The organism is Kushneria phyllosphaerae (assembly GCF_900312995.1).
GTDB lineage: Bacteria > Pseudomonadota > Gammaproteobacteria > Pseudomonadales > Halomonadaceae > Kushneria > Kushneria phyllosphaerae.
Genome location: NZ_ONZI01000001.1, coordinates 41,772 through 54,613, shown reverse-complemented (window position 1 = coordinate 54,613; position 12,842 = coordinate 41,772). Strand labels below are relative to the sequence as shown.

General features: G+C 60.1%; 10 protein-coding genes. 4 read left to right on the top strand and 6 right to left on the bottom strand.

All coding sequences use genetic code 11. The features are described from left to right. Positions 1-160: 160 nt before the first annotated feature. Positions 161-1,909, top strand: a complete 1,749-nt coding sequence (locus tag KSP9073_RS00225; protein WP_165814110.1) for a methyl-accepting chemotaxis protein — start codon at positions 161-163, stop codon at positions 1,907-1,909. Between the two features lie 49 nt (positions 1,910-1,958). Here KSP9073_RS00225 and KSP9073_RS00220 read toward each other — a convergent pair whose 3' ends face one another. Both KSP9073_RS00220 and KSP9073_RS00215 read right to left on the bottom strand, forming a co-directional pair. Beyond that, positions 1,959-2,402, bottom strand: coding sequence for a hypothetical protein (locus tag KSP9073_RS00220; RefSeq protein ID WP_108840958.1), 444 nt, complete (start codon positions 2,400-2,402; stop codon positions 1,959-1,961). A gap of 144 nt (positions 2,403-2,546) precedes the next feature. Continuing rightward, positions 2,547-3,710, bottom strand: coding sequence for a phosphoglycerate kinase (locus KSP9073_RS00215; protein ID WP_108840957.1), 1,164 nt, complete (start codon positions 3,708-3,710; stop codon positions 2,547-2,549). 425 nt (positions 3,711-4,135) lie between these two features. On the opposite strand from KSP9073_RS00215, the gene KSP9073_RS00210 reads away from it, so the two are divergent. Next, positions 4,136-5,188 (top strand): class I fructose-bisphosphate aldolase, encoded by a 1,053-nt coding sequence (locus tag KSP9073_RS00210; RefSeq protein WP_108840956.1) that lies wholly within the window; start codon positions 4,136-4,138, stop codon positions 5,186-5,188. Positions 5,189-5,330: 142 nt separating this feature from the next. Here the strand turns inward: KSP9073_RS00210 and tkt are convergent, their stop codons facing one another. The 3 genes from tkt to KSP9073_RS00195 form a co-directional block, all read right to left on the bottom strand. Next, positions 5,331-7,328: a transketolase gene (gene tkt, locus KSP9073_RS00205; RefSeq protein ID WP_108840955.1), complete on the bottom strand. Its 1,998-nt coding sequence runs from the start codon at positions 7,326-7,328 to the stop codon at positions 5,331-5,333. A gap of 197 nt (positions 7,329-7,525) precedes the next feature. Next, on the bottom strand, positions 7,526-8,293 hold the full coding sequence (locus tag KSP9073_RS00200; RefSeq protein ID WP_108840954.1) for a triose-phosphate isomerase family protein: 768 nt from the start codon (positions 8,291-8,293) through the stop codon (positions 7,526-7,528). Positions 8,294-8,327: 34 nt separating this feature from the next. Continuing rightward, positions 8,328-10,043 (bottom strand): dihydroxyacetone kinase family protein, encoded by a 1,716-nt coding sequence (locus KSP9073_RS00195; RefSeq protein WP_108840953.1) that lies wholly within the window; start codon positions 10,041-10,043, stop codon positions 8,328-8,330. 409 nt (positions 10,044-10,452) lie between these two features. Here KSP9073_RS00195 and rpiB point away from each other — a divergent pair, with 409 nt between their 5' ends. After that, positions 10,453-10,929 (top strand): ribose 5-phosphate isomerase B, encoded by a 477-nt coding sequence (gene rpiB / locus KSP9073_RS00190; RefSeq protein ID WP_108840952.1) that lies wholly within the window; start codon positions 10,453-10,455, stop codon positions 10,927-10,929. Positions 10,930-11,083: 154 nt separating this feature from the next. Then, positions 11,084-12,055: a sugar-binding transcriptional regulator gene (locus KSP9073_RS00185; RefSeq protein ID WP_108841957.1), complete on the top strand. Its 972-nt coding sequence runs from the start codon at positions 11,084-11,086 to the stop codon at positions 12,053-12,055. On the opposite strand, the gene KSP9073_RS00180 is transcribed toward KSP9073_RS00185, so the two are convergent. Beyond that, positions 12,046-12,765: a FadR/GntR family transcriptional regulator gene (locus KSP9073_RS00180; protein ID WP_165814109.1), complete on the bottom strand. Its 720-nt coding sequence runs from the start codon at positions 12,763-12,765 to the stop codon at positions 12,046-12,048. The two genes, KSP9073_RS00185 and KSP9073_RS00180, sit on opposite strands and share 10 nt — an antisense overlap. Positions 12,766-12,842: the final 77 nt, after the last annotated feature.

The window sequence follows — 12,842 nt, the reverse complement described above, 5'->3', positions numbered from 1 at the left end:
CGCGGGCTATTCCCGCCCTGGCGTTTTAATCGTGGCTATGGCCACCATAAGATATTTCAACGGTCATGGGCCTCAAGCTGTAAGGGTTTGAGGCGATAATCCCTGTCCATATTAAATAGCGCGTTAATTAATAGCGCGCTAACAGGACTGGATGGCTTACATGACAATGTCTTCAGGCATCTCAACGCTTTCGAACATGCGCGTTCGCACCCGCATGATGCTTGGTTTCTCTGCAATACTCTTTTTGATCGTATTACTGACAACCATTGGCGTATGGCGCGTCGGCGAGATTGATCGTGGACTAACCCACATAAACGATGTCAACAGCGTCAAGCAGCGCCATGCCATCGACTATCGCGGTAGTGTCCATGATCGAGCCATTGCGCTGAGAGATGCCACGCTGGTCAGCGACAATGAACTGCCCCAGGTCACGGCGCTGATCGACAAGCTGACGGCGGATTACCAGACCGCCGCGGCCAGCATGGCAGTCATGGCGACCAATGATGAACAGTTCACGGCCGAGGATCGTCGCCTTCTGGCCAGCATTGACGCTGTGCACGATCGCACCATGCCGCTGATCGAGCGTGTGCTGGAGGCTCGCCGTCGTGGTGATATCGACGGCGCGCAAGCCCTGCTGCTGTCGCAGGCGCGCCCGGCCTTCGTGGACTGGCTGGCCTCGATCAATGCCTTCATTAATTATCAGGGCGCCATGAATGATGCCGAGGCGGATGCGGTGCGCGGCATCAGCGGTGGTTTCAAGACCACCATGATCATCCTGTGCTCGATTGCCGTACTGCTGGGCATTGTGGTTGCCACGCTGATTACCCGTGGGCTCTTGAAAACGCTGGGTGCCGAACCCGGTGACGTTCGGACGCTGGCCGAGGCAATCGGTCGTGGTGAGCTGGATGCGCCACGCAAGGTTTATCAGGAAGAGAATCGCAGCATCATGGCCGCATTGAGCGGTACGGCGGATCGGCTGCAGGAGACCGTGGCCAACGTACGTCGCACTGCACACGAAGTGACTCACGCCAGCGGTCATATCGAGCAGGGCAACAGCCAGCTCTCTTCGCGTACCGAGCAGCAGGCCAGCGCGCTGGAGCAGACGGCGGCTGCCATGGAAGAGCTCAGTGCCACGGTGCGCCAGAATGCCGATAATGCCCGCGACGCTGAACAGCTGGCCACCAGTGCCGCCGGTGTGGCCGAACGCGGTGGTGAGGTGTTTGGCAGCGTGGTAGTCACCATGAAGGAAATCAACGAGGGGTCGCGGCGTATTTCGGAAATTATCAGCGTGATCGATAACATTGCCTTCCAGACCAACATTCTGGCGCTCAACGCCTCGGTCGAGGCGGCCCGGGCCGGCGAGCAAGGACGTGGTTTTGCGGTCGTGGCCGGTGAAGTCAGAAGTCTGGCCAGCCGCAGTGCCGAGGCGGCACGTGAAATCAACAAGCTGATTTCAGAAAGCGTTACTCGTACTGAAAAGGGTACGGTGCTGGTGGATCAGGCCGGTCAGACCATCGATGAGGTGGTGACCTCCATCAAGCGTGTTCACCACCTCATGGGCGATATCAGCCGCGCCAGTATCGAGCAGAGCACCGGGGTCAGTCAGGTGGGTGAGGCCATCGGCCAGCTTGATCAGACCACACAGCACAACGCCGTCATGGTCGAGAAAAACGGTGAGGCGTCACGCAGGCTTTATCAGCAGTCACAGGCGCTGGTCGAGGCCGTCTCGGTCTTCCGTCTGGCCCCTTCGGTGACGAGCCATTCCGTGGCGGTCGAGCCGGGGCAGGCGAGCGCTCCGATCTCGAAGGACACCGCAAAGCCTGAATTTGCGAGGGAGAGCATTTTCCGGCCGAAAGCTTCGCCTGGCAAGGCTCACGAAGCCACGGTTGATGAGTGGACAAGCTTCTAGCGGCAGGGAAATCCCTGGAGGTAGAAAAGCCTCAAGGGTAGCTGAACCGTCAGTCCGCGGCGTGATCGCTCAGTGACTGACGGTATTGGCGGATAAGACGTTTGATCAGAAGTGAAATCAGAAAGACCAGCCAGCCAACCGTCATCAAAAGACAGGCCAAAGTCCATTGCTGGGCGTCGGGCAAACTGCCAACGATGCGTTCGAGCAACCACCACAGCGGCGGGGCCAGCAGCATCGGGGGGTAGAGGATGTGCATCCACATTTCGGTGCGACGTTTTCTGACCCGGTAGCGAGCAAGCGTGAGTTTCAGCGGTTGCCACAAAAGCGTTGTCAGCGCGCAGACCAGTACCACAAGGGTCGCCAGCAAAAAGACGAGACTCTGATGGTTGACCAGCGACCACTGAATGCTCCAGGCATAGCCGACCCACAGGGCGCCTTCGAGCAGGGCAGCGGAATCGGGCCAGCTACCGGCATAAAAGAGTCGTTTGTTCATGGATGGCCTGTTTTGCACTTTGTCGCAGTGTAGCGCCGAGCAGGAGCTACGGAAACATGCTTGCAAAAAGGCGTTACAAAAGGGGCCCTGTTCCGGGAAGGAACCGGGCCCCTTTATCGAGCTTGAGCAGCGTGTCGTCAGACGTTATTTCGCGGCGTCGCGCAGGGCGCTGACGGCCGGCAGGGTCTTGCCTTCGACGTACTCGAGGAACGCACCGCCACCGGTAGAGATATAGGAGATATCATCGGTGACGCTGTACTTGTCGATGGCGGCCAGCGTGTCACCACCGCCGGCAATCGAGAAGCCGTCACTGTCGGCAATGGCATGTGCCATGGCCTTCGTGCCGCCACTGAACTGATCGATCTCAAACACGCCGACCGGACCGTTCCACAAAATGGTGCCGGCTTCACGCAGAGCCTCGGCGTAGGTCTCGGCGGTCTGGGGGCCGACATCGAGAATCATCTCATCGTCACGCACCTCATCGACGTTGCGGATGACCGCCTCGGCCTTGTCGGAGAACTCGGTCGCCACGACCACATCGATGGGCAGGGGCACGCTGACCCTGTCCATCAGGGCCTTGGCCTGATCGACCAGGTCGGCTTCATACAGGGATTTGCCCACGTTGTAGCCGGCAGCCGCGATGAAGGTGTTGGCGATACCGCCGCCCACGATCAGCTGGTCGCACTTCTCGGAAAGGGCGTTGAGGACCTCAAGCTTGGAAGAGACCTTGGAGCCGCCGACGATGGCGACCATCGGGCGCTTCGGGCTGGACAGGGCCTTTTCGAGTGCGTCCAGCTCCGAGGAGAGCAGCGGACCGGCGCAGGCGTCCGGGGCAAAGCGGGCCACGCCGTGGGTCGAGGCCTGAGCGCGGTGCGCGGTGCCAAAGGCATCCATCACGTAGATGTCGCAGAGGCTGGCATATTTCTTCGCCAGGGCCTCGTCGTCCTTTTTCTCGCCCTTGTTGAAGCGCACGTTTTCCAGCAGCACGACTTCCCCTTCCTGTACCTCGGGGTCCTGCTCCAGATAGTCGCGCTCCAGGCGTACCGTCATGCCCAACAGCTCACCCAGGTGATTGGCCACCGGTGCCAGCGACTCTTCGTCGTTGGGCTCCCCTTCGGTCGGGCGGCCCAGATGGCTCATCAGCATGATGCGAGCATTTTGCTCAAGGGCCGTGCGAATGGTGGGCAGGCTGGCACGAATGCGGGCATCCGAGGTGACCTTTCCATCCTTGATTGGCACGTTGAGGTCCTGACGAATCAGGACACGCTGGCCGGCGAGATTCAGCTCGGACATCTTGCGCACAGTCATGTCGCTACTCCCGTAATGGTAAGTGGTAAGCATTGAGCGGTAAGGATAGCCCTGATACTGCCTTCAGGACCGATTTGAAAACTTCCCCCAGCATAGCAGGGACATGGAAAATGAAGACAGTCGCCGCGGGCGTCATTATCGATGGGACGGGCGCTGTGGCGGGTATGCGACTTTCGTCCAGGGGGTGGCGATAGCGCGCATCGCGGTCAAGTGAGCCAAGGTGTTGTCGCCTCACAATGGGAACCCGTCATGGCGGCCCTGAGCACGTGGTCGTCTGTGACAGACATGCAGTGCGGCCGCCTTCATGCGTGAATACTACTGACAAAACATGACATGAACTGCAACGTATAGTTGCTTATGCTGTCCAGGCCGCGGCATTGGTCTGCGGCAATGCAAAATCTTTCGTAGAAAAGAGGATGAAGATAATGACAGATATCGCCAGGCTGCTGGGAGAGGAAGCGGATAGCCTGTTGAACCATACCTGTGCCGGATTCAAGAAAGAGGACCTGCACCTGCCGGGCCCCGATTTTGTTACTCGGGTCATGATGGACAGCAGCCGCTCGCCGCACGTACTGCGCAACATGCAGACCATCTTCAACCATGGCCGACTCGGTGGCACAGGCTATGTGAGCATGCTGCCGGTGGATCAGGGAATCGAGCACTCGGCCGGCGCTTCCTTTGCGCCCAACCCGCAGTATTTTGATCCGAAAAACATCGTTGAGCTGGCCATTGAGGGCGGCTGTAACTGCGTCGCCTCCACGCTGGGTGTCCTGTCATCGGTAGCCCGTCGCTACGCGCACCGCATTCCGATGATGGTCAAGCTCAACCACAACGAGACGCTGACCTATCCGGCCATCTACGACCAGACGATTTTTGCGCAGGTCGAGCAGGCGCATGACATGGGTTGTGTCGCCGTTGGTGCCACCATCTATTTCGGCTCGCCGGAAAGCCGTCGCCAGATCCAGGAGATCAGCGAGGCGTTTGAGCGCGCGCATGAGCTGGGCATGGTCACCGTGCTGTGGTCCTACCTGCGTAACCCCGAGTTCAAGAAAGACGGTACCGATTATCACGTCTCTTCTGACCTCACCAGTCAGGCCGTGCATCTGGCAGCGACCATCAACGCTGACATCGTCAAGCAGAAGCTGCCGGAGAACAACGGTGGCTATCGCGCGGTCGGCTTTGGTCATACGCATGACCGCGTCTATGACGAACTGCTCAGCGACAACCCGATTGACTGGGCACGCTATCAGGTCGTCAACAGCTTCATGGGCCGTGCTGGCCTGATCAACTCTGGCGGCGGCTCCAAGGGCCATTCCGACATGGGTGAAGCCGTGCGTACCGCGGTCATCAACAAGCGTGCCGGCGGCATGGGTCTGATCTCCGGACGCAAGGCGTTCCAGAAGCCGCGTGAAGAGGGCGTTGCCCTGTTGAACGCCATTCAGGACGTCTATCTGGACAAGAGCGTCACCATCGCCTGATCGGCATGTTCTGACGTTTGAGACGCAAAAGGGCCCGGCAATTCATTGCCGGGCCCTTTCTTTTGCCTTCAGTCCTTTGTCTACAGCACAAAGGATCTCTGAAGTACCGGACGGCGCGGGCCGCCCGGTGCGTGTTGGCGAGTTACGCCTTGAACATCTGTTCGGCGCGCTCAACCACTTTCTCGACCGTGAAGCCGAAGTGCTTGAACAGATCACCGGCCTTGCCGGATTCGCCGTAGGTGGTCATGCCGAACACGTGACCGTCCAGACCCACATACTTGTACCAGGTCGACGGAATGGCGGCTTCGATCGCCATGCGCTTGCGAACGCTGTTGGGCAGTACGGACTCGCGATACGCCTCGTCCTGCTCATCAAACGCGCTGGTGCAGGGCATGGAAACCACACGAACCTTTTTGCCCTTGCCTTCGAGCTCTTTTGCCGCATCCATCGCCAGGCCCACTTCGGAACCGGTGGCGATCAGGATCATTTCCGGCTGGCCGCCTTCGGCGTCCTTGAGGACGTAGCCGCCGCGACGAATGTTCTTGAGCTGCTTGTCATCGCGCGACTGGGCCGGCAGATCCTGACGCGAGAAGATCAGCGCCGTGGGGCCGGTTTCACGCATGAGACCCTCAACCCAGGCAGCAGCCGTTTCCGTGGCATCACAGGGGCGCCATGTTGCCAGGCCCGGCAGGTTGCGCAGATCCGCCAGCTGCTCGACCGGCTGGTGGGTCGGGCCGTCTTCGCCCAGACCGATGGAGTCATGGGTAAAGATGTGGAGGATGCGGGTATGTGACAGGGCCGACATGCGAATAGCGTTATGCATGTACTCCATGAATACCAGGAAGGTGGCGTCATAGGGAATGAAGCCGCCGTGGGTGGCGATGCCGTTGGCGATCGCGCCCATGCCGAACTCACGCACACCGTAGTGCAGGTAGCTGCCGTCGAAGTTGTCCTTGCTGACCGCCTTGGCACCCTTCCAGAGGGTCAGGTTGGACGGCGCCAGGTCGGCACTGCCACCAAACAGTTCAGGCAGTTCCGGGGCCAGCTCGTTGAGCACGCCCAGAGAAGCCTTGCGCGAGGCGGTAGTTTCGGACTTTTCCTGCGCCCGCTTGATCAGGGCATCGCCGTCAAAGCTCTCGGGCAGCTTGCCGTCGTAGCGACGTTGAAGCTCTTTGGCGAGTTCCGGATGGGCCTTTTCATAGGCGGCCATCTTCTGCTTGTACTCGTCTTCGAGCTGCTGGCCCTTGTCGCTGGCATCCCACGCCTTGTAGACGTCATCGGGGATCTCGAACGCGCCGTATTCCCAGCCCAACTGCTTGCGGGCTGCTTCGACTTCTTCTTCACCCAGCGCCGCGCCGTGGCTCTCCTCCTTGCCGGCCTTGTTGGGCGACCCGAAGCCGATCACGGTCTTGCAGATGATCAGAGTCGGCTTGTCGGTGACTTCCTTCGCTTCACGGATGGCGGCATCGATCTGCTCGGCGTCATGGCCGTCGACATCACGAATGACGTTCCAGTGATAGGCTTCAAAGCGCTTGGCGGTGTCATCGGTGAACCAGCCTTCAACTTCACCGTCGATCGAGATGCCGTTGTCGTCGTAAAAGACGACCAGGTTGCCAAGGCCCAGAGTTCCGGCCAGCGAGCAGGCTTCATGACTGATGCCTTCCATCAGGCAGCCGTCACCGGCAAAGACCCAGGTGCGGTGGTTGATGATGTCATGACCATCACGGTTGAACTGAGCGGCCAGCGTGCGCTCGGCGACCGCCATGCCGACGGCATTGGCCAGACCCTGGCCCAGCGGGCCTGTCGTGGTCTCGATGCCCTGGGTATAGCCGTGTTCCGGGTGACCGGGCGTTTTGGAGCCCAGCTGGCGGAAGTTCTTGAGCTCTTCCAGCGGCAGTTCATAGCCGGTCAGATGCAGCAGCGAATAGTGCAGCATTGAGCCATGGCCGTTGGACAGAATGAACCGATCACGTTCTGCCCAGTCAGGATTTTTCGGGTTGTGCCTGAGGTGATCGTTCCAGAGCACTTCTGCGATGTCAGCCATGCCCATCGGCATGCCCGGGTGGCCGGAGTTGGCCTTTTGCACGGCATCCATTGAAAGCGCACGGATGGCATTGGCGAGGTGACGACGCGAGGTCATATCTTGGTGAACTCCTGCCTGCTGGTGGTGAAAGGGGGCGCTGGCGACAGCGACCGAGTCAATGGGCCGTGGCACCAGCGCCCGCATCGATGTCGCACATCTTTATTTGCCAAGAGTAGCTGCATGAAATGGTGATGTCGCCCCCCTGGGATGAAGAAGGGCGCATCAAAACTGATGTGTCATCTCGGAATCGAGCGTCAGCGAGACGCGTCATGAAGGGTCATGACTTCATCAAGGATCTGTTCAAAGGCGCTTGCATCATGCACGAATCGGCCAAGGAACATCCCCTGCACGCTGCCCTCCAGACGTGACAGAAGTCCCGGGCCAGCACTGCCCCCATAAATGACGCGCCCGCCACCGTGGCCATCCAGCCAGGCCTGAAGCTTGATGCATACGGCACTGATATGCTCTTTCGAAGCCGGCTGAGGAGCACCGATCGCCCAGTGGGGCTCGTAGGCCACGATCAGATCGGTCTCTCTGGGCTGTGGGACATCCGTCAGTGCACTTTCTACCTGACGGATGCACTCACTGGCCGCAACGTCCGGGTCGCCTTGTTCAATCTCGCCCACACACAGCACGGGAGAGAGCCCGTTTGCCATGGCCTGCGCGGTCTTGGCGGCAATCAGTGTTTCATCTTCATGGAAATGGCGCCGACGCTCGGCATGACCGACTTCCACGCAGCGACAGCCCATCTCGGCGAGCATGGCGGCGCTGACTTCTCCGGTCCAGGCGCCAGGCGGCTGATCGGAAAGGTTCTGCGCCCCGATGCGGATATCAGTGTCGCGCACGATCTCAAGCACCGGTGACAGCGTCGGGAAGGAGGGCATGATGAAAAGCGCGGCATGCCCCTGCGTCACGGCGGGATGCTGACGAGCGATGTCGGTGACCTGACGACACCAGTCCAGCGTTTTCTGATAGCCAAAATACATCTTGAGGCTGGTGCCGATAAGCAAGGGGGCGGCCATGTCTCTCTCCTGTGGTTGGACCGTAAACAATCGCCTAGAGCACATCCACAACGGCGCGGATGATCATGGACAGCGAGACTGCACCGGCATCCGGGGTGCCCTTGCTCTTTTCTGCCAGCGGGCGCGCGCGGCCAATTTTCGGCACGAGATCGGCGGTGTCCTTTGCAGCCTGCTCGGCGCGATCTGCACCGGCCTGCCAGGCCGTTTTCAGATCATCGCCGGCCTCGATGCGCTCGCTCAGCACTTCACTGAAGGGCACCAACACATCGACCAGCGTCTTGTCGCCGACCTTTGCCTTGCCAAAGTGCATGATGTTATCGCGGGCATCGCGAACGCCCTGGGCGATACAGGCAGCGTCGGGTTTTTTCTCATCGCCGATGGCCATGGCCAGTGAATGCAGCGCCGCGCCCCAGATGGCGCCGGAGGTGCCGCCGGCGCGGTCGGCCCAGGCATCGCCTGCCATGCGCAGGGTTGTCCCGGCACCGGCGCCGCGCTCTTTTACCTCGCGGGCCTTTTCAACGGCTGCCTTGCCACCGCGTGCCATGCCAATACCGTGATCGCCATCGCCGGCCACGGCGTCAATGCGACCGAACTCCTCTTCGTTCTCTTCGATCACCTTGTAGGTGGTTTCAAGGGCGGCAAGCACTTTTGCCGCCGCGTCCTGGGACTCCTGGGTGGCATCGGGAATGGCATCGGGGTCGGGAATGTCGAGTTCGGCGGCGTCGAGTTGTTCGACGGCCGTCACGCTGCCCTTGCTGTAGGCAGGCGTGTCGCAGGGCGCGGCCCAGAATTTCTCGAGCTCGTCATCAAGCCAGAACAGCGTCAGCGAGGCGCCGGCCATATCGAGGCTGGTCACCAGTTCGCCCACTTCGGGGTCGACAATCTCGAGACCTGCCTCTTTCAGCAGTTGGTTGACGCGGCGATAGACCACGAACAGCTCTTCATATTTCACCGTCCCCAGACCGTTGAGCAGCACCGAGGCGCGGGCGCCCTTTGCACTGCCCACGCCTTCTGGAAGCTCTTCCAGCAGCCGTTTGACCAGCAGCTCGGCCAGCTCGTCGGCAGTGGGAATATCCTGCTCGCTGATGCCGGGCTCGCCGTGGATACCGAGACCGACGGCCATCTTGCCTTCCGGCACATGGAAGAGGGCGTCATCGGCACCGGGCAGGGTGCAGCCATCAAAGGCCACGCCGAAGGAGCGGGTACGCAGATTGGCGGCTTCCGCCACGCGCACCACTTCTTCAAGCGAATAGCCGGCTTCGGCAGCGGCCGCGGCAATCTTGAACACGGTCAGGTCGCCTGCAATGCCACGACGCTTTTGAATCTCTTCAAGACTGGCGCTGGAAACGTCGTCGATGACCTTGACCATTTCACAGGGGATGCCTTCGCTGACCAGCCGGTCGCGTGCCTGTCCAAAGTGCAAAACGTCACCGGCATAGTTGCCATAGCTCAGCAGAACGCCAGCGCCATTGTTGGCGGCACGAGCGACCGTATAGATCTGTTGGGCCGATGGCGAGGCAAACAGGTTGCCCATCGCGGCGCCGTGCGCCAGACCCTGGCCGACCAGGCCGCAAAAGGCCGGGTAGTGACCGGAGCCGCCGCCGATCACGACGGCAACGGTATTCGGCTCGCTTTTCGTGCTGCGGATTACGCCGCCGGGCACCTGGCGCACCCGGTGAGCGTGAGCGGCCACAAAGCCTTCGGTGGCTTCGTCAACAAAGGCAATCGGGTCGTTGAAAAGGCGTGTCATGACGGGCGTACTCCTGATAAGGCGAAAATGACCGGGCATCGCGCGCTGCTCCTTGATGCAGGGACGTTTGATGCCTCTCTCCCCTTCGCGTGCATGCGCACCCGAACAGGAAATTGTCAGAACGATAATATGATCCTGACGTGTACATTTGTTAGAAACGTTGGGACTATATTAGCCCTGCGGCCGATCACTTCGCATGAGACTTTGGTTTTACTATCGCCCTTTGTAGGGGGTGTGGCAGCGTATTTATGCCCAAAGGGGTGATATCTTCGGCAGTTGAGAGCGTTTTTACGAGCCGAGGTTATGAGCTGGCAGGGTCTTTCATATGAATACGCTTTGTTCATATGATCGGTAAGGCCTACGCTATAAAAGTGTCAACGTAGACGGTGACCGTTCACCAGGAGAAATCATGACAGCAGAGACCAAAAAGCTTCGGGTCGCACTCGGATGTGATGAAGCCGCTTATGACATGAAGCAGGCCATGGTCGAGCACGTGCGCTCGCTGGGTCACGAGGTCGAAGATTTCGGCACCCATAATGCCGAACCGGTGCTTTATCCCGATATCGCCTTTGCCGCTGCCCATGCGGTCAAGGAAGGTCGTGTCGATCGCGCCATTCTGATCTGCGGCACCGGCATTGGTGTGGCCATCTCGGCCAACAAGGTGCCGGGTATTCGTGCCGCACAGGCGCACGATACCTATTCTGCCGAGCGCGCGCGCAAGAGCAACGATGCCCAGATCCTGACCATGGGCGCGCGCGTCATCGGTGTCGAGCTGGCCAAAAAGATTGCCGAGTCCTTCCTGGAAAGCGAGTTCAGCGGGGGCGGCTCACAGGCCAAGGTCGATCGTATCAACGAATACGAGCGTGGCCAGGGCGCCAACGGCTGAGATGCCCTGGCTGTCGGGTCGGGCATGTATCGACTCCGATTGACAGACGATGGGTTGAACGACGCAGCGGCGCATCTCATGATGCGCCGTTTTTATATCGATACCCTGCCAGGCGCCAACAGCAGGGCAGGATCCTTTTTTGGAGCAGTCTCTGATGACCGAGCGTGCTGATCCCGACATTGTGCTGATGACCGAGATTGCCAGTCTGTACTACATGCAGGGTGAAACTCAGGAGGCGATCGCGGTCCGTCTTGGCATGTCGCGCATCAAGGTCGGGCGCATGCTCAAGCGGGCGCAGACGGAGGGCATCGTGGATGTTCGTGTGCGTCATCATCCGTCAGTGGCCGCCGAGATCGAACAGGCCCTGATCCGCCGCTTTGGCATTCGCCGGGCGCTGATTGCGCTGGACTGCGCCGATGCCGACCAGCAGCGTCACGAGGTTTCGAGTCTGGTGGCCGATCACCTCTCGCGTACGCTGGAAGACGGCACCATGGTGGCCGTCGGCATGGGTCGCAACGTCGGCACCGTGGCGGATAACGTCTTTACCCAGCGCACCCGTCAGTGCTCGTTTATCTGCGCCATCGGCGGCTCGCTGCGCGCCGGGGAGTACATGAACCCGGATCACATCTGTCGGCGGCTGGCGGCGAAATTCGGCGGCGAGAGTGAAACGCTCTATGCGCCCGCCATGGTGGCCAGTGCCGAGCTGCGCGATGCCATGCTGGACAACCCGACCGTGCGCCAGACGCTCGATCGCGCCCGACGCGCCGATATCGCCATGATCGGTGTGGGGGATCTGTCCGAAGACAGCAATATGGTGCGCATGGGCTGGTTCTCGCCCTCCGAAATTGCCGAGGCGCGCCTGTCCGGTACGGTCGGCGACATGATGGGCTATGACTTCATAGATCTGAACGGCCACGCTTCCAGCACGCCCATGCAGGGCCGTGTGATCGGACTCACCATCCCGGATCTGGCGCGCATTCCCGAAGTCATCGCCATTGCCAGTGAAAGTACCAAGGCCGCCGGCATCCTGGGGGCACTGCGCACCGGTGTGATCGACGTTCTGGCCACCAGCGCCACCAACGCCCATACCCTTTTGCATCTCGACGAGGCCTCGCGTCAGTCCTGAGATACTGTTGGCGCTCCCGGAGCGCTGCGCAGACTCTGTATTCGCAGGGACTGCTCGTTCCATACCTCGAAATGCGCACTCATGGCCTGGCGAGCTGCCTCGGGGTTACGCGCCTTCAGGGCCTCGACAATGGCATCATGGGTGGCATTGGTTTGTTCGGCGCTATCGCGAGAGCGTCTGACCAGCACGCGGCGGTGATGCAGCACCTGCTTGAGCACCGAGGCCAGTCCCTGGAAAAGCATCATGATCACCGGGTTGCGGGTCATCCAGGCCAGCTGTTCGTGGAACTCGTAATCAGCATTGATGCCTTCCTCGATACTGGTCGCATGCTTGATGCGATCGCATAGCGCCGCAAGAATATCTACGTCCCGGTCTTCGGCAAGCCTGGCGGCCTGCTGAACGATTTCGCGCTCCATCATTTCGCGAGCACTTTCAAGGGCCTCGACCGAGACATAGTTCAACTGCAGCGCCAGATCGAAATAGAGCTGGACGAAATCCGGCTTTGGCATCTTCAGAAAAGTGCCGCGTCCCTGGGTACGCTCGATAAATCCCAGATGCTCAAGCGTGGCCAGATGTTCACGCAGGCTTGAACGCTGCAGGCCGAAATGCGTGGCCAGTTCACGTTCAGGGGGCAGCCGAAGCCGCCCCTGTTCATCCATTCGGGTAATGGTGACCAGCTCGCGCAGGCGGGCCAGCAGGGTATCGGTCATGGCAACGTCGCAATTAAAAGGATCGGAAGCCATTTTGGCATTTTCCGACCCGTCAATGTAAAGACGGACAATACCCG